The following is a 17,519-nucleotide window of genomic DNA, read 5'->3' as shown; positions in this document are numbered from 1 at the left end:
ATGGTCGGGGCCGGGCTCAAAGCGGCGGCGGATTGCCGCCAGGCGGAATCGCGCCACCGCCGATCCGTGCGGTGGCGGGCGTACGGCCGGTAGATCATGTGCATGACTTCGACTCGACGCCGGATCACCGTACCGGCGGGCACCACCGTGCTCGCCCTCGGTACCGCACTCCTGCTGCCCACGGGCCCCGCCGCCGCGGCGACCCCCGCGGCGGCCCCGCGGTCCGCGCCCTCGTCAGCCAACTCCACCCCCTCCGCCACCTCGACCACCGTCACCCTGCTCACCGGCGATGTCGTGCACATCGCCGACGGCCCCGGCAAGCAGGACACCGTCACCGTCGACCGCGCGCCCGGAGCGCGGGGGATCGTACGGATCCAGCAGTACGGCGGTGACACGTACGTCATTCCCGACGAGGCGGAGCCGCTGCTGGCCGCGGGGAAGCTGGACCGGCGGCTGTTCGACGTGTCCGCCCTGGCCGCGATGGGCTACGACGACGCGCACAGCGCCGGACTGCCGCTGATCGCCACCTGGACCGACGCCGCCCACACGGCACGGTCGCAGCCCGCGGCTCCGGCCGGCGCGAGCACCGTACGGACGCTGCCGAGCATCGGCGGCGCGGCCCTGAAGGCCGACAAGAAGCGGTCCCGCGCCTTCTGGACCGGCCTGGCGGGCCCGGCGGGCAACGCCCGTTCGCTCAACGGCGCCACCGGCATCGACAAGCTGTGGCTCGACGGCCGGGTGACGGCCGACCTCAAGGACTCGGTGCCGCAGATCAACGCGCCGCAGGCGTGGGCCGAGGGCTACGACGGCGCGGGCGAGAAGGTCGCCGTCCTGGACACCGGCGTGGACGACACCCACCCCGACCTGAAGGACCGGATCGCCATCGAGCAGAGCTTCGTGCCCGGCCAGGCCGTCACCGACGGCAACGGCCACGGCACGCACGTCGCCTCCACCATCGCGGGCAGCGGCGCGGCCTCCGACGGCAGTTACAAGGGCGTCGCGCCGGGCGCGAAGCTGCTGGTCGGCAAGGTGCTCTCGAACGAGGGCGAGGGCCAGGACTCCTGGATCATCGCGGGCATGGAGTGGGCCAAGGCCCAGGGCGCCGACGTGGTGAGCATGAGCCTCGGCTCCCCGATACCCGACGACGGCACCGACCCGATGGCCCAGGCCGTCAACTCCCTGTCGGCGAACGGCGGTCCGCTGTACGTGATCGCCGCGGGCAACTCCTACGGCGCGGGCACCATCGGCGCCCCCGGCTCGGCGCGCGACGCGCTGACCGTGGCCGCCGTCGACAAGTCCGACCAGCGCGCCGACTTCTCCAGCATGGGCCCGCTGAGCGGCGGTTACGGACTCAAGCCGGACCTGTCGGCGCCCGGCGTCGACATCACCGCGGCGATGCCCGGCGGCGGCTACCAGACGATGTCCGGTACGTCGATGGCCACCCCGCACGTGGCGGGCGCCGCCGCGATCCTCAAGCAGCGGCACCCCGACTGGACGGCGGCGCGGCTCAAGGACGCGCTGATGAGCACGTCCAAGGTGCTCGCCGACTACACGCCGTTCGAGCAGGGCACCGGCCGGGTCGACGTACTGGCCGCGGTCGACTCCCCGGTCCAGGCCACCGGTTCGGTCGACACGGCCGTCTACTCCTGGCCGCACGACGGCGCGGCCCCGGCCACCCGCGTGATCACGTACCGCAACAGCGGCAAGGCCCCGGTCACGCTGGATCTGGCGACGGACACCAAGGACCCGGCGTACACGCTGTCGGCGCCGTCCGTCACCGTCGCCGCGGGCGGCAGCGCGGACGTCACGCTGACGCTCGACCCGGCCGGGGTGCCGTCGGCGACCACCTTCTCCGGCCAGGTGCTGGCCACCGACGCGGCGACCGGACACGTCGTCGCGCACACCGGCTTCGCGCTGGAGAAGGAACAGGAGCTGTACGACTACACGGTCAAGCTGCGCGGCCGGGACGGAAAGCCCGCCGCGGGCACCGTCGTGCTGGCGCAGGAGGGCAACCCCAACCCGTCGCCGGTCGCGGTCGACGGCGAGCGCACGCTGCGGCTGGCGCCCGGCACGTACATGGCGTACGCGGAGATCGACGTGGCAGGCGACGCGCCGGACTCGCTGGGCCTGGCCGTGCTGATCAACCCGGAGACGGTGCTGAGCAAGGACACCACCGTCACGCTCGACGCGAGCAAGGCGCGCAAGGTCAGCGCGGCCGTGCCGGGTCAGCGGACCCAGACGCGGCAGCTCCACGTGGACATCGCCCGCACCTTCGCCGACGGCGAGGTCGTCCGTGACGCGGCGGTCCTGCCGCTGACGTACGACACGCTGTACGCGTCGCCGACGGCCAAGGTCGGCAACGGCACCTTCGACTTCCTGACCCGCTGGCGGCTCGGCGAGCGGCAGGTCGCCGTCACCGGGCGCGGGCAGGACCTGGACACCACCCCGCAGCCCGGCGCCACCGTCACCGACGGCAAGGGCACGCTCCGCGCGGTCTACGCCGGGCAGGGCGGCGCGGCCGGCTACCGGGGTCTGGACGCCAGGGGCAAGGTCGTGGTGGTCGAGCGCTCCGACGCCGTCACGCCGGTCCAGCGGGCCGCGGCGGCGACCGCCGCGGGCGCGAAGCTGCTGATCGTCGTCAACGACGGCCGCGGCAGGCTGCTGGAGTCCTACGCCGACCCCGACAACGGCTACCAGGACACGCCGCTGACCGTGGTCTCCGTCCAGCAGGGCGCGGGCGCGAAGCTCGTCGCCGACGCCAAGGGCGGCAAGCTCTCGCTGAGCGTCGAACAGCGCGAGTACACCCGGGTCGTCTACGACCTGCTCGACCAGCACGACGGCACCATCCCTGACCGCTCCCTGGCCTACACCCCCGACCCCAGGCGCGACCTGGCCAAGGTCACCGCCACCTACAACGGCGACCGCGCCCGCGCGGGCGCCGGCTTCCGCTACGACATCCCCGCCTGGGGCTACGGCATCGGTTTCGCCGAGCAGGAGTCCTACCCGGGCACCCGTACCGAGTACGTCTCGCCCGAGCACGGCGCCGGATTCTGGTACGAGGACCACTCCGTCTACGACGCGGACTACAGCAACCAGCTCCTGGAGGAGCGCGGCGGCAACGACTCGTTCACACCGGGCCGTTCGTACGCGGTCTCCTGGTTCGGGGGAATCTTCCGGCCGCGCCTCGGCTCCGCCTTCTGGGGGCCGAACCGCTCGTCGTACAACGACATCCAGTTCAACATCACGCCGTGGACGGACGGCGGCGCGGGCCACTCGGGCGACATGCCCGCCGACGAGTACGACGGCCGCACCACCTACGCCGCCTACCAGGGCGACACCCTCGTCGCCCAGGGAGTCGGCCGGGCGGGCGGCATCTGGGACCAGCCCGCGAAGAAGCTGCCCTACCGGCTGGTGCTCGACTCGGCGCGGGACGCCAAGGAGTGGCGGACCTCGATCCGTACGCACACCGAGTGGAACTTCGTCTCGGGGCCGCTGCCCGAGGGCGTCGGCCAGGACGACGTCAAGCTGCTCCAGCTCGACTACGACGTGCCCACCGACACCGCGGGCGATGTGCCCGGCGGCCGGCTGATCCCGGTCGGTCTGGGGTCCACCACGCAGGAGTGGCTGGTCGGCGCGACGAAGGCGGCCTCGGCGAAGCTGTCGGTCTCCTACGACGACGGCAGGACCTGGCTGCCGACGCTGCTGATCAAGGACCGCAAGGGCCACTGGACGACGCTGATCCGGACTCCGCGCGACCCCGGCGGCTCCGTGTCGCTGAAGGCGAGCGCGTCCGACGGCGCGGGCGGCTCGGTGAGCCAGGAGATCATCAGGGCCTTCGGCCTGAGGTGACCGGCTGACCCACCGGGCGGAGGGGATGGTCGGAGGGGGTGGTCGAGACCACCCCCTCCGACCACGTATGATGGTCCCCGCAAGCGCCGCTAGCTCAGTTGGTTAGAGCAGCTGACTCTTAATCAGCGGGTCCGGGGTTCGAGTCCCTGGCGGCGCACTTGCCCAGAAGGCCCTCCGCGCGAGCGGGGGGCCTTCTCCGTGTGCCCGCCGGTGTGCTCCGCACGGGTGGTCCTGGGCGGCGGCGGGCGCGGCAGGCGTACGGGGCGGGGCGGGCGGAGGAAGGTCGGCCCGTGCTGGGGCTGATCGTGGGTCATTTCGTGCTGGCGGGTTTCGCGGGGGTGTTCACGCGGTGGTGGGGCCGCCGGGCCTTCCTCGTGCTCGCCGCCGCGCCCGCCGCGACCGCCGTCTGGGCGGCCCTCCAGTGGAACGCGGTCGCGGACGGCCGGGTCCGGGAACAGACCTGGCACTGGGCGCCCGCCCTCGACCTGGAGATCGCGCTGCGCCTCGACGCGCTGAGCCTGCTGCTCGCCGTCCTCGCGGGCGGCGTCGGCGCCCTCGTCCTGGTCTACTGCGCCGGGTACTTCCGCGACGACGAGCCGGGACTCGGCGGCTTCGCGGGCACCCTGACCGCCTTCGCGGGCGCCATGCTCGGCCTCGTCCTGGCCGACGACCTGATGCTCCTGTACGTCTTCTGGGAGCTGACCACCGTCCTGTCCTTCCTGCTGATCGGCCACAGCGCCGAGAAGAAGGCCAACCGGCGCTCCGCCCTCCAGGCCCTGGTGGTCACCACCGCGGGCGGCCTCGCCATGCTCGTCGGGCTGCTGATGCTCGGCCACCTCGCGGGCACCTACCGGCTGTCCGCGCTGATCGCCCACCCGCCCGCCACCGGTCCCGCCGTACGCGTCGCCCTCGTCCTGGTCCTCGCGGGCGCCCTGTCCAAGTCCGCCGTGTGGCCCTTCAGCCTGTGGCTGCCCGGCGCGATGGCCGCGCCCACCCCCGTCAGCGCCTACCTGCACGCGGCGGCCATGGTGAAGGCCGGTGTCTATCTCGTCGCCCGCCTCTCCCCCGCCTTCGCCCCCGTCGGCCCCTGGCGCGCCCTCACCGTCGGCCTCGGCCTGGCCACCATGCTCCTCGGCGGATGGCGCGCCCTGCGCGAATTCGACCTCAAACGGATCCTCGCCTACGGCACCGTCAGCCAACTCGGCTTCCTCACCGCCCTGGTCGGCACCGGCTCCCACAACGCCGCTCTCGCCGGAGTCACCCTCCTGTTCGCCCACGCCCTCTTCAAGGCCGCCCTCTTCCTCGTCGTCGGCGCCGTCGACCAGACCACCGGCACCCGCGACATCCGCCGCCTGTCGGGCCTGGCCCGCACCTCCCCCCTCCTGTGCGCCGCCGCCACCCTCGCCGCCGCCTCCATGACCGGCCTCCCCCCCTTCCTCGGCTTCCCCGCCAAAGAAGCCGCCTTCGACGCCCTGACCCCCCTCCCCCTCTCCCTGTCCGTCCTCGGCTCCGCCCTGACCGTCGCATACACCCTGCGCTTCCTGTGGGGCGCCTTCGGACCGAGCGAGGCGGTCCGCGAGGCACCGTCAAGCGCGAGCGAGCCCCCTGCCGCCCCTCCCCCCGCAGCCGCCGACGCACCGGAGGGGACGGGCCGGGGTGCCCCCGCAGATTTGCGTGCCGACAGGGCGGCGACGGATGCGCGGGAGCAGGCAGCACGCAGCTCGAGGAGGTACCCCGGCCCGGGACCGACCCGCGCACACACGGCAAGCGCACACACGGCCAGCCCACGCACGGCCAGCGCACACACACCCCGCCCACACACGGCCAGCCCACACCTGAAGGGCTGGGAAAAGGCGGTGCCCGTAGGAACGCTGGCACTCGCCGGGACGGTCCTCGGCCCCTACGTCACCCACCTCGAACCGCTGCTCGGGCAGTACGCCCACTCCGTACCGGAAGCGGACGGCGCCACGCCGTACCACCTGGCGCTGTGGCACGGCTGGGGCACCCCCCTGGCCCTGTCCCTGGTCGCCTGGGCCCTGGGCGCAGCCCTCTTCGCGGGGAACACCCCCCTGATCCGGCTCGCCCGGAAAACGGCCCTCCCCACCGCCGAAGCGGCCTTCGCCCGCATGATCCGCGGCACCGAATGGTTCGCCCTCCAGCTCACCGGCACGGTGCAACGCGGCTCCCTCGCGGTCTACTTGACCACCGCCCTCCTCGTGTTCACCGGCACCGAGTCGTACGCCCTGGTCCACGACGCCCCCTGGCACACCCCCGGCGGCGGCCCCCGCCTGGCGGACGACGCGGCGCAGGCCGCCGTGGCGGTCGCGGTGATGGCGGCGGCGGTGCTGTGCGTGACGGCCCGGCTGCGGATGAAGGCGGTGGTGCTGGCGGGCACCACGGGCTACGGCACGGCGGTGCTGTTCGTGCTCCAGGGCGCCCCCGACCTGGCCCTGACGCAGTTCACCGTGGAGACGGCCAGCATCGTGGTGTTCGTGCTGGTGCTGCGCCGCCTACCGGCGCGCTTCCCGCGCACCGCCCCGCGCCGCCGCGCGGCAAACTACGCGGTGGGCGCCGCCGCGGGCGCCCTCGTCGCGGGCCTGACGTATCTGACGGCGGCGGCCCGCCGGGCGAGCGACGCCCGCGCCGCGCTGATCGAGGCGACCGAGCACGACGGCGTGAAGAACGTGGTGGCGACGATCCTGGTGGATCTGCGCGCCTGGGACACGATGGGCGAGTCCGCGGTGCTGGCGGTCGCCGCGGTCGGCGTGACGAGTCTGCTGTTCCTGCGCCGCCGCGCGGGCTCGCTGCCACGGGCAGCGGACGGCGAGGAACCGGGCACCGTATGGCGGGCGGGGCCGCGCGAGGCGCCGGGCCCGGCGTCACTGGCCCCCGAGCGGACCTGGCTGTCGGCGAGCGGCACCCTCGCGCAGGAGCGCCGCTCGGTGGTCTTCGAGGTGGTGGCCCGGCTGACCTTCCACCCGATCCTGGTGCTCTCCCTCTACCTGCTGTTCAGCGCGGAGAATCTGCCCGGCGGCGGCTTCACGGCCGGGCTCGTCGCGGGCCTGGCGCTGGTGGTGCGCTATCTGGCGGGCGGGCGGTACGAGTTGGCCGCCGCGGCCCCGGTGGACGCCGGTTTCCTGCTGGGCGCGGGCCTGGTCGTGTCGGTCGGTACGGGCCTGGGCGGGCTGGTGTTCGGGCGCGCGGTGCTCGACGCGGGCACGTACCACGCGCGGCTGCCGCTGTTCGGTTCGGTCCATCTGGCGAGCCCGGTGCTCTTCGACTTCGGGGTCTACCTGCTGGTGCTCGGCGTCGTCCTGGACGTGCTGCGCGGCCTGGGCGCCGAGATCGACCTCCAGATCGAACGGGACGGCCGCGGGGAGAGGGAGGTCACGTGAAGGCGACGATCGCGCTCATCGCGGTGGGCGGTGTGCTGTTCGGCTGCGGCACCGCGCTGCTGATGTCCAGACCGCTGACCCGGATCCTGCTGGGCGCGGTGCTGCTCGGCAACGGGGCGAATCTGCTGGTGCTCGCCACGTCGGGCAAGGCGGGGAAGCCGCCGCTGCTGTATCCGGGCACCGACCCGAAGGACGTCACCGACCCGCTGCCGCAGGCGATGGCGCTCACCGCGATCGTCATCACGCTGGCGCTGACGGCGTTCCTGCTGGCGATGGCGTACCGGAGCTGGCAGTTGTCGGGGAACGACGACGTGCAGGACGACGTCGAGGACATCCGGATCGCGCTGCGCGCCGAACACGAGGGCACGCGGGCGGAGTTGCGGGCCGTGCTGCGGGCGGACCGGGTGCGGCAGGCCCGCGCGGAGGAGACCGAGGACCTCGACGACGAGGTCTGGGACCACGTACTGGGGGCCGACCGGTGACCGCGTCCGACCTGCTGCCGCTGCCGGTGGCGCTGCCGCTGCTCGCGGCCGGGGTGAAGCTGGCGATCGGCCAACGGCTGCCGCGTACGCAGCGGTTCATCAGCGCGGGCGTGCTGTGCGCGGTGCTCGGCGCGTCGCTCGCCCTGCTGGTGGCCGCCGACCGGGACGGGCCGCAGGTCATGCACACCGGCACCTGGCCCGCGTCGGTCGGCATCACGCTGGTCGCCGACCGGCTGTCCGGGCTGATGCTGGTGGTGTCGGCCGCGGTCACGCTGTGCGTGCTCATCTACTCGATCGGCCAGGGCATGGCCGACCAGGACGCGGCGACACCGCTGTCCGTCTTCCACCCGGCGTATCTGATCCTGGTCGCCGGGGTCTGCGACACCTTCCTCGCGGGCGACCTGTTCAACCTCTACGTCGGCTTCGAGATCATGCTGACCAGCAGCTATGTGCTGTTGACGCTCGGCGGTACGGCGGCCCGCATGCGGGCGGGCGCCACGTACGTGGTGGTGTCGCTGCTGTCGTCGGTGCTGTTCCTCGTCGCGATCGGGATGGTCTACGCGGCGGCCGGGACGGTGAATCTGGCGCTGCTCGCCGGGCGGCTGGCCGAACTGCCCTCCGGCGTACGGCTGCTGCTGCAACTGGCGCTGCTGACCGTCTTCGGCATCAAGGCCGCCGTCTTCCCGCTGGCGGCGTGGCTGCCGGACTCGTACCCGACCGCGCCCGCACCGGTCACCGCCGTCTTCGCCGGTCTGCTCACCAAGGTCGGCGTCTACTCGATACTGCGGACCCAGACGCTGCTGTTCCCCGGCGGGCGGCTCGCCGACCCGCTGATGCTGGTCGCCCTGCTGTCGATGGTGATCGGCATCCTGGGCGCGGTCGCCCAGACCGACCTCAAGCGGCTGCTGTCCTTCACGCTGGTCAGCCACATCGGGTACATGGTCTTCGGTATCGCGCTCGCCTCACGCGGCGGCATCGCGGGCTCCGTCTTCTACGTGGCCCACCACATCACCGTGCAGACCACGCTCTTCCTCGTCGCGGGGCTGATCGAACGGCGCGGCGGCACGACGGATCTGCTGCGGCTGGGCGGTCTGGCCCGGATCTCGCCGCTGCTCGCCGTCGTCTTCTTCGTCCCCGCCATGAACCTCGCCGGTATTCCGCCGCTGTCCGGTTTCCTCGGCAAACTCGGCCTGCTGCGCGCCGGCATCGCCAACGGGGGCGGCTGGGCGTACGTCCTGGTCGCGGGCGGCATCGTCACCAGCCTGCTGACGCTGTACGCGTTGGCGAAGGTCTGGAACCTGGCCTTTTGGCGTGCCGCCCCGCCCGATCTGTGCGAGGACGGCACCGTCCTGGAATCCGACGAGGACTCCGCCGACGCGGAGGAGGGCGGCTCGGGGCCGGCACCCGCGCCACCGTCGCCGCCGTCGCCCCCGTCGCCCGGGGAGGACTCCGGGGCGACCGCCGTGCCGCTGCCCGCCGGGGCCGCCCACGCCGCGTCCCTCAGCGGGCGGCCCATCACCACCACGGCGGCCCTCCCCGCGCCGATGCTTCTCGCCACCTGCGCCATGGTCGCGCTCGGTCTGTCGTTCACCGTCCTGGCCGGGCCCCTCACCGGCCTCGCCGATCGCTCCGCGAGCGAGCTGCTGTCCCGAACCCCGTACGTCTCGGCGGTCCTCCGCCACTGACGGTCCCCACCGGCCGGTGGTCCGGAGACAACCGGACTGCCCCGCCGGGGCGGGTGGTGACCCGCGGGAACGCGGTAGTTGAGCGCGCGGTTCCCCATGCCCCCGACGGGGCGCGTCCTGCCCCGGGCGTCAGGTCCAGTGGGCGGGGCGGGGCGGGCCACCTGGCGAAAGGACGGTGGTGGAGTCGCCGCGGGCGGCGGTGAGTTGGGGCGGGGTGAGGAAGAGGGCCCCGCGCAGATCCGCCCCGCGCAGATCGGCGTCGCGGAGATCGGCACCGATGAGATCGGCGAGGCGCAGGTCGGCCCGCCGCAGGTCGGCGGCGATCAGATAGGCCCCGCGGAAGTCGGTGCCGCGCAGGTCCGCCCCGCGGAACCCGCGGCCGATGAGGTCGGCGCCGCGCCGGTCGCGGCCGGGGGTGCCGGCGCGGGCCAGGGCGCTGGCGCGGAGCAGGATCTCGTTGACGGGCGCGCGCTCGGCGGCGACGTCGAGGGCGAGCAGGGCATCGGGGGTGCCGAGGGTGAGCCCGGAGATCCGGGCGACGGCCGCCTCTGCGGCGGCGTGCACGGGCCGGGCGGAAGGCAGCGCCAGCGTCTCGCCGAGGTAGCGGAGGAGTTCGTGGAGCTGCCGGACGACCGGCAGCAGCGCGAACATCGACCGCCCCCCGTCGGCGGCGTCGCGCCAGTCCTGCCCGCCGAAGGTGATCCGGGAGAGCTTCTGGCCCGCGCCGAAGCAGTCGTAGACGGTGCAGCCCCGGTAGCCGCGGCCCCGCAGTTCGCGGTGGATGCCGCAGCGGTGGTCGCCGCCGAGGTGCCCGCAGGGCTCCCCGGCGGCCTTGTCCGCGGCGAAGTCCGCGGAGCGGGTGAAGGCGAGGGCCACGCAGCACAGCCCGAAGCAGTCGCCGCAGTCGGCCCGCAGCTCACTCGTCTCACCCGTCGGCGTGTCCACCGGTCAATGGTGCCTCACGGCGCCGAGGGGAAGACCGCGGGCTTGGCGGGGGTGTAGAGCCAGGTCTGGAAGAAGGTGCCGAGGCGCTGCCCGGAGATCCGCTCCGCGAGCCGCTGGAAGTCGGCGATGGTGGCGTTGCCGTAGCGGTGCAGGGCGGGCCACGCCTTGAGCAGGGTACGGAAGTCGCGGTCGCCGATGGTGTCGCGGAGCGCCTGGATGGCGACGGCGCCGCGGTCGTAGACGGCGTCGTCGAACTGGTTGTCGGGGCCGGGGTCGCCCGGCTTGACCGTCCAGAACGGGTCGTCGGCGGGGTGCGCGTCGTAGATGTCCCGGGCGAGCTGCTGCGGGGTGCCGGTGCCCTCGTGCTCGGCCCACAGGAACTGGGCGTAGCTGGCGAAGCCCTCGTTGAGCCAGATGTCGGACCAGCGTTCCAGCGACACGTCGTCGCCCCACCACTGGTGGGCCAGTTCGTGCGAGACGACGTTGGTGTTGGCCTTGGTGGCGAAGGAACTGGGGCTGTAGAAGACGCGGGTCTGCGCTTCGAGCGCGAAGTGCGACGTCACGTTGGGCACGTAGCCGCCGGCCGCGTCGAAGGGGTAGGGGCCGAACCAGCCGCTGAGGAAGTCGACGATCTCGGCGGTCCGCTCCACGCTGGCGCGGGCGTTGGCGGCGGTGGCCGCGGGGAGGTCGGCGCTGTACGCGTTGATGACCGGGACGCCGGTGCGGGTGCGGCTGTGCGTGATGTCGAAGTGGCCGACGGCCAACGTGGTGAGGTACGTGGCCTGCGGCTTGGTCTCGCGCCAGTGGTAGCTGGTCCGGCCGTCCTCGGACTTCCGCGAGACCAGCAGCCCGTTGCTGATCGCCTGGTCGCCGTCGGGGACCGTGACGCGCACGTCGTAGGTGGCCTTGTCGGCCGGGTGGTCGTTGCTGGGGAACCACCACCACGCGGATTCGGGTTCGTTGGCGGCGACTGCGCCGTCCGGGGTGCGCTGCCACGACGTGAAGCCGTAGCGCTTCACGGTGGAGGGGACGCCCGAGTACGTGACGGCGACGGTGATCCGGTGGCCCTTGGCGATCGGCCTGGCGGGGGTGATGACCAGTTCCTGCTCGCCGCTGGTGGCGAAGGCGGCGGGCTTCCCGTCGACGGTGACCCGGCTGACGGTCAGCGCGAAGTCCAGGTCGAAGCTGGTCAGTCCCTGGGTGGCGGTCGCCGTGATGACGGCCGTGCCCGACAGCAGGTCGGTGCTGGGCTGGTAGTCGAGGTTCAGGTCGTAGTGGGAGACGTCGTAGCCGCCGTTCCCGTAGGTCGGGTAGTACGGGTCGCCGATACCGGGCGCGCCCGGCCCCGTGTCGGCAGCGGCCGCCGGGATCGCCAGCAGCAGGCCGAGGGCGGCGGCAGTGGACGCGATGACTCTCTTACGCACAGGGGTCCTCCAGCACGGTGAACGACAAGCGGCAGGTGCCAAGTGGCCGCCGCCGCGAGGCGGGTGGCGGCGGCCGAGTGGCAGGTACACGGCGACCCTAAGGAGCCCCAACCGTCCCAGCCACCCCTGTACTCACTGCTGTCGCAGAACGTTCACCCGGCGCAACACAACGGCCGGAACGTGACACCCGTGTCGTAGGCGCGTCACACGTGTCCGGTCTGCGAGCATTCGGCGGGTGCGTACCCTGCGGAGAATCCAGTGGCCGCTGGTGCTCTGGCTGGCCGTGGTCTGGGTGCTGCTGTGGGGAAAGGTCACCGCGGGCAATGTGCTGACCGGCCTGGCCGTCGGCGTCGTGCTCTGCCTGGCCTTCCCCCTCCCGCCGCTCGAACTCGAACTGCGGCTGCACCCGGTGGGCCTGGTCCGCTTCGCCGCCTACTTCCTGGCCGATCTGACGGTGGCCGGGCTGCGTACGGTCTGGCAGATCCTCACCCCGTCGCCGCTGCCCTGCGCGGTGCTCGCCGTACCGCTGCGCTCCCGCAGCGACTTGATGCTGACCGCGACGGCCGTGGCGGTCTGCGCGGTGCCGGGCAGCGCCGTACTGGAGATCCAGCGCTCCACCGGCACGCTCTTCGTCCACGTCATGGGCTCCGACAGCGCGGGCACGGACCAGGCCCGCGCCGAGGTCAGACGCCTGGAGCAGCTGGTGGTACGGGCGTTCGGCACCCGCGCGGAGATCGCGGACCTGACGGCCCCCGAGCCGGGTACGGGTGCGCCGTGAACTGGGTGACGGGGGTGGTGCTCGCCCTGCTGGTCGCCTCCGGCGTGATGGTCTTCGTCCGGCTGGCGCGCGGCCCCTCGATGCTGGACCGGGCGGTGGCGGTGGACGCGCTGCTGGCGGTCGTGGTGGCCGGACTCGGCGCGCGGGCCGCGGAGGCGCGCACCCCGTACACCCTGCCGGTGCTGCTGGTCCTGGCCTTCCTCGGCTTCACCGGCTCGGTGGCCAGCGCCCGCTTCATCGCGGTGCGCGGCGCGGAGCCCCCGGAGCGGCCGGGCGGGCAGGAGCCGGCGGGGTCAGGGGAGCCAGGAGGGCCGGGGCGGCCGGGGGAGCCGGTGGAGCCCGAGGGGGCCGAGCGGACCGAGCGGACCGAGCGGCCGAAAAGGGATGACGGCCGGGAGGGCACGGCCGCTGACGGTGAGGAGACGGGCGGATGAGCTGGACCGCGGTGGGCGACTGGGCCGCGGCGGTGTGCCTGCTGCTCGGCGCGGGGCTGAGCTTCGTGGCCGGGGTCGGGCTGCTGAAGCTGCCCGACACCCTCACCCGTATGCACGCGGCGACCAAGCCGCAGGTGCTCGGGCTGCTGTTGGTGCTGCTCGGGGTCGCCCTGCGGTTGCGTTCCTGGGTGGATCTGGGAACGCTGGTACTGATTGGCACGTTTCAGCTGATGACTGTGCCGGTCGCGGCTCATATCGTGGGCCGTGCGGCGTACCGCACGGGCCAGGTGGACGGCGACCGGCTGGTCCTTGACGAGTTGGACGAGCGGCTGACCCGGCCGGAAAGGCCAGATAGGTTCACCGTGTGAAGAATGTCCGCGTGGTCAGGGCGCTACAGCATGTGGAGGACGAATACCTGTCACGTATGGGTATGTCGCTCCCCCTGCTGGTCATCGCGCTGGTCGTGATCGCCGATCTCGCGGCGGGCCGGGACCACTTCATCACGCCGGGCATCGTGGCCGCGCCGCCGCTGGCCGCGATCACCGTCAACTGGCGGCGGACCCTGTTCATCGGCGTGCTGGGCCTGATCGTCCAGGCGGCGCTCGCGCCCTACGACGGCATCGCCGAGATCCCCGATCACGACGTGTTCTTCGGCCAGGTCTTCGCGTACGGCTCGGTGACCCTCTTCAGCATCTACATCGCCTGGCGCCGCGAGACCGGCGCGAAGGCGTTCAGCGCCATCACCTCCGTCGCCGAGGCCGCCCAGCACGCCCTGATGCGCCCGCCCGCCCCGCGCGTGGGCGGTATCCAACTGGCCGTGCGGTACGTGTCGGCGGCCGACGCGGCGCAGATCGGCGGCGACCTGTACGCGGTGCTCGACACCCCGTACGGCGTGCGGGCGCTGATCGGCGACGTGCGCGGCAAGGGCCTGGGCGCGGTGCAGACCTCGGCCGTGGTGCTCGGCGCCTTCCGCGAGGCCGCGTTCGACGAGGGCGGACTCGACCGGGTGGCGCGCCGGGTGGACATCAGCGTCGGCCGGCATGTGACCGGCGGGGACTTCATCACGGCGCTGTTCGCGCAGTTCGACAAGCCGGACAGCGTGGAACTGCTGCACTACGGCCATGTGCCGCCGCTGCGGGTCTCGCGGGACGGCGAGGTGGAGACGCTGTACCCGAACGAGCCGTGGCTGCCGCTGGGCCTGGCCGACATGGTGGCCGAGGGGCCCACCCCATGGCGGGTGCCGCTCATGCCGGGCGACGTGCTGGTGCTGTGCACCGACGGGGTGATCGAGGCGCGCAGCCCGCGGGACAACTCCTTCTACCCGCTGGCCGAGCGGGTCGGCCGCCTGGTGGCCGGTGCCTCGTACGACCTGGACGACGCCGTGGAGCGGGTCTACAGCGATCTGCTGGAGCACGCGGGCGGCTCGCTCACCGACGACGTGGTCCTGCTGCTGCTCGCGCCCCAGCAACGGCCCCTGCCGGCCCACCCGCAGGACCCGCCGCTCAATCCGGTGTGACCGCTGTCGTCGTGTCCCGGGCGTCCGGCGCGGGCGCCGCGTGGGTGACCGGCAGGCCGCGTGTCGCGCGGTCCAGCGCGATCAGCACCGACTCGTACGCCTCGCCCGTGGCGTGTTCCATGCCCAGCTCGCACATCCGGTTCGCCGACAGATACGCGTCGTAGCCGCGCGCCGCGACCTCCTCGGCCTCGGGGCGCGTCGCGGCCTCGGTCAGCTCCTCGTGCAGCATCCCGCGGTCGCCCGCGAAGGCGCAGCAGCCCGCGTCGTCGGGTACGACGACCTCGCGGGCGCAGGCCCGCGCGACGGTCTCCAGCGCGCCGGTGTCGCCGAGGTGCCGCATCGAGCAGGTCGGGTGCAGGACGGCGGACGCGACGGTGTCGGTGACCGTCAGCCGCGGCAGCAGGTGCTCGGCGGCCCAGACGACGGAGTCGATGACGGTCAGCTCGCCGTGCAGCTCACGGTTGGCGTCGGAGAGGTACGGCACGACGTCGCGGGCCAGGCCGAGCGTGCAGGAGCTGGCGTCGACCACGATCGGCAGCCGTCCGCCGCCGGTCCACAGCCAGGCGGCCTCCACGATCCGGTTGGCCATCACCGCGTTGCCCGCCAGGTAGCCCTTGGAGTGCCAGATGGTGGCGCAGCAGGTGCCCGTGACGTCGTCCGGGATCCACACCGGGCGGCCGGCCCGCGCGGAGACGCTGACGACGGCCTGCGGCAGCGACCCGTACCGGGTGGCCGGGACGCCGAAGACGCGGTTGACGCACGCCGGGTAGTACACGGCGGTCGCGCCGTCCTTCTCGGTGCGGGGCAGCCGGGGGGCGGCGCCGGGGATCTCGGGGAGCCATTCGGGTATCAGGTCCGGGCGTACGGCTCTGCGGGCCAGGCCGGTGCCCGCGGTCAGCGGGCGGTCGCCGACCCGGTCGCGTACCGCGTCGGCGGCGGCCACCGCGGCGCGGGCGGCGCGTTCCGCGGCCTTCCAGTGGGTGGCGACGGAGGCGGCGACCCGCTCCTCGGTACGGGAGTGCCCTGCGTGCCGGAAGTCCCGCATCATCGCGCCGGTGTCGATGCCGACCGGGCAGGCCAGCGCGCAGGTGGAGTCGCCCGCGCAGGTGTCGACGGCGTCGTATCCGTACGCGTCCAGGAGCGCCTGGAGGACCGGGGAGCCGGGCGGCTGGCGGAGCATCTCGCGGCGCAGCACGATCCGCTGTCGGGGAGTGGTGGTCAGGTCGCGGCTGGGGCAGGTGGGCTCGCAGAAGCCGCACTCGATGCAGGCGTCGGCGACGGCCTCGATGGCCGGGATCGTCTTGAGGCCGCGCAGGTGGCCGCGCGGGTCCAGGTCGAGGACGACGCCGGGGGCGAGGACGCCGTCCGGGTCGAGCAGCCGCTTGACCCGCCACATCAGGGCGGTGGCCTTCGCGCCCCACTCCAGTTCGAGGAAGGGCGCGATGTTGCGGCCGGTGCCGTGCTCGGCCTTCAGCGAGCCGTCGAACCGCTCGACGACGGTGTGGCAGAAGTCGTCCATGAAGGCGGCGTACCGCTCCACGTCGGCGGGGTCGGCCGCGTCGAAGGTCAGCAGGAAGTGCAGATTGCCGTGCGCGGCGTGGCCCGCGACGGCCGCGTCGAAGCCGTGCCGCTCCTGGAGTTCCAGCAGCTCGGCGCAGGCGTCGGCGAGCAGCTCCGGCGGTACCGCGAAGTCCTCGGTGATCAGTGTGGTGCCCGACGGGCGGGCGCTCCCGACGGCCGCGACGAAGGCTTTGCGGATACGCCACAGGCCGGCGATCCGCGCCGGGTCGCGGGTGAAGGCGTTGTCCGCGGACGGTACGGGCGTGACCAGGCCGAGGTCGTCGCAGACCCGGACGGCGGCCCGCTCGTACGCGGCCAGCTCCGTGTCGTCGGCGGCCCGGAACTCCACCAGCAGCGCGGTCGTCTCGCGCGGCAGCGCGGCCCACTCCCCCGGCACCTCGGGCACGCCCACGGCGGCCCGCAGGGTGTTGCCGTCCATCAGCTCGACAGCCTCGGCCCCCGCCTGGTTGAACAGCGGCACGGCCGCGGCGGCGGCGGGCAGCGTCGGGAAGAACAGCAGGGCGGCGGTGGCCGCCGCGCGTATCGGCAGCGTCTCGAAGACGGCCTCGGCGACGAAGCCGAGGGTGCCCTGCGAGCCGACCATCAGACCGCGCAGGATCTGCGCGGGCGTCTCGGCGTCGAGGAAGGCGTCGAGCCGGTAGCCGTTGGTGTTCTTGATCGCGTGCTTCGCGCGAATCCTGGCGGTCAGCTCCTCGTCGGCCTCGATCTCGTCCCGCAGGTCGAGCAGGCCCTGGCACAGCTCGGGCTCGGCGGCGGCCAGCGCCGCGTCGGCGTCGGGGTCGCCGGTGTCCACGAGGGTGCCAGACGGCAGCACGACGGTCATCGAGGTGACCGTGCGGTACGAGGTGCGGCTGGTGCCCGCGGCCATCCCGGACGCGTTGTTGGCGACGACTCCGCCGACCGTGCACGCGACGGCGCTGGCCGGGTCGGGGCCGAGCACCCGGCCGTGCCGGGCCAGGGTGGCGTTGGCCCGCGCGAGTACGGTGCCGGGCAGGATACGGGCCCGCGCGCCGTCGGCCTCGACCTCGACGCCGCTGAAGTGGCGGCGCACGTCCACCAGGATGTCCTCGCCCTGCGCCTGGCCGTTCAGGCTGGTGCCCGCGGCTCTGAAGACCAGGTGGCGGCGCTCGCGGCGGGCGTAGGCCAGCAGCCTGACGACGTCCTGCGCGCTCTCGGGCAGGACGACGGCCTGCGGCACGAAGCGGTACGGGCTGGCGTCGGAGGCGTAGCGCACGAGGTCGGAGACGCCGGTGAGGACCTTGTCGGCGCCCAGCAGCTCGGTCAGCGCGGCCTTGAGGCCCTGCGGTGTGCCGGTGGCCCGTGACTCCTCCACCCGGTCGGGCGCGGCGCTCGCGGGCGGCACAGGGCGCAGTGCCTCGCCCTTCGGATCGGGCACGGGCATCCGGACCTCCTCGGGCGGACCGTGGGAC

The 17,519-nt window shown here is 73.4% G+C and carries 11 protein-coding genes and 1 tRNA gene; 9 read left to right on the top strand and 3 right to left on the bottom strand.

Annotated elements, in window-relative coordinates; translation table 11 throughout:
• The first annotated feature begins 102 nt into the window (after positions 1-102).
• The 5 genes from ABZX65_RS23425 (at position 103) to ABZX65_RS23405 (ending at position 9,411) form a co-directional block, all read left to right on the top strand.
• The gene (locus ABZX65_RS23425) at positions 103-3,849 is read left to right on the top strand and encodes a S8 family serine peptidase (RefSeq protein ID WP_355343209.1); all 3,747 of its coding nucleotides are present in this window, start codon (positions 103-105) and stop codon (positions 3,847-3,849) included.
• An 83-nt stretch (positions 3,850-3,932) separates the two neighbouring features.
• Positions 3,933-4,006: transfer RNA gene (locus tag ABZX65_RS23420), tRNA-Lys, on the top strand.
• A 133-nt stretch (positions 4,007-4,139) separates the two neighbouring features.
• Complete coding sequence (locus tag ABZX65_RS23415) at positions 4,140-7,244, top strand: Na+/H+ antiporter subunit A (RefSeq protein ID WP_355343206.1); 3,105 nt, start codon at positions 4,140-4,142, stop codon at positions 7,242-7,244.
• On the top strand, positions 7,241-7,726 hold the full coding sequence (locus tag ABZX65_RS23410) for a Na(+)/H(+) antiporter subunit C (RefSeq protein ID WP_355343203.1): 486 nt from the start codon (positions 7,241-7,243) through the stop codon (positions 7,724-7,726). The genes ABZX65_RS23415 and ABZX65_RS23410 overlap by 4 nt, the downstream gene beginning before the upstream one ends.
• Entirely contained in the window at positions 7,723-9,411 is a 1,689-nt protein-coding gene (locus tag ABZX65_RS23405) for a Na+/H+ antiporter subunit D (protein WP_355343200.1), read from the top strand. The genes ABZX65_RS23410 and ABZX65_RS23405 overlap by 4 nt, the downstream gene beginning before the upstream one ends.
• 129 nt (positions 9,412-9,540) lie before the next feature.
• Here the strand turns inward: ABZX65_RS23405 and ABZX65_RS23400 are convergent, their stop codons facing one another.
• On the bottom strand, positions 9,541-10,356 hold the full coding sequence (locus ABZX65_RS23400) for a pentapeptide repeat-containing protein (protein ID WP_355343197.1): 816 nt from the start codon (positions 10,354-10,356) through the stop codon (positions 9,541-9,543).
• 14 nt (positions 10,357-10,370) lie between these two features.
• Positions 10,371-11,780, bottom strand: a complete 1,410-nt coding sequence (locus tag ABZX65_RS23395) for a M1 family metallopeptidase (protein WP_355343194.1) — start codon at positions 11,778-11,780, stop codon at positions 10,371-10,373.
• 235 nt (positions 11,781-12,015) lie between these two features.
• Between ABZX65_RS23395 and ABZX65_RS23390 the strand changes: the two genes are divergently transcribed.
• From ABZX65_RS23390 to ABZX65_RS23375, 4 genes are read left to right on the top strand one after another with little or no spacing between them, the layout of a single operon-like run.
• Positions 12,016-12,558 (top strand): Na+/H+ antiporter subunit E, encoded by a 543-nt coding sequence (locus tag ABZX65_RS23390; protein ID WP_355343191.1) that lies wholly within the window; start codon positions 12,016-12,018, stop codon positions 12,556-12,558.
• Positions 12,555-12,992, top strand: a complete 438-nt coding sequence (locus ABZX65_RS23385; RefSeq protein WP_355343188.1) for a monovalent cation/H+ antiporter complex subunit F — start codon at positions 12,555-12,557, stop codon at positions 12,990-12,992. The genes ABZX65_RS23390 and ABZX65_RS23385 overlap by 4 nt, the downstream gene beginning before the upstream one ends.
• A complete protein-coding gene (gene mnhG / locus ABZX65_RS23380) occupies positions 12,989-13,360 on the top strand; it encodes a monovalent cation/H(+) antiporter subunit G (RefSeq protein WP_355343185.1) in 372 nt (123 codons plus the stop codon). The genes ABZX65_RS23385 and mnhG overlap by 4 nt, the downstream gene beginning before the upstream one ends.
• Positions 13,357-14,508 carry a PP2C family protein-serine/threonine phosphatase gene (locus ABZX65_RS23375; protein ID WP_355343183.1) on the top strand — a complete coding sequence of 384 codons (1,152 nt, stop codon included), beginning with the start codon at positions 13,357-13,359 and terminating at the stop codon, positions 14,506-14,508. The genes mnhG and ABZX65_RS23375 overlap by 4 nt, the downstream gene beginning before the upstream one ends.
• Here the strand turns inward: ABZX65_RS23375 and ABZX65_RS23370 are convergent.
• Entirely contained in the window at positions 14,495-17,491 is a 2,997-nt protein-coding gene (locus tag ABZX65_RS23370; protein ID WP_355343180.1) for an FAD-binding and (Fe-S)-binding domain-containing protein, read from the bottom strand. The genes ABZX65_RS23375 and ABZX65_RS23370 overlap by 14 nt on opposite strands.
• Positions 17,492-17,519: the final 28 nt, after the last annotated feature.

It is taken from the genome of Streptomyces sp. NPDC003300 (assembly GCF_040610915.1).
Lineage (GTDB): Bacteria > Actinomycetota > Actinomycetes > Streptomycetales > Streptomycetaceae > Actinacidiphila.
Note: the sequence above shows the minus strand (reverse complement) of the source record. Positions and strands in the feature narration are given on the sequence as shown.

What these genes read in the sequence shown, in the direction of transcription:
- ABZX65_RS23425 (WP_355343209.1), top strand. Translation starts at nt 103, where the DNA reads ATGACTTCGACTCGACGCCGGATCACCGTACCGGCGGGCACCACCGTG.
- mnhG (WP_355343185.1), top strand. Translation starts at nt 12,989, where the DNA reads ATGAGCTGGACCGCGGTGGGCGACTGGGCCGCGGCGGTGTGCCTGCTG.
- ABZX65_RS23370 (WP_355343180.1), bottom strand. Translation starts at nt 17,491, where the DNA reads ATGCCCGTGCCCGATCCGAAGGGCGAGGCACTGCGCCCTGTGCCGCCC.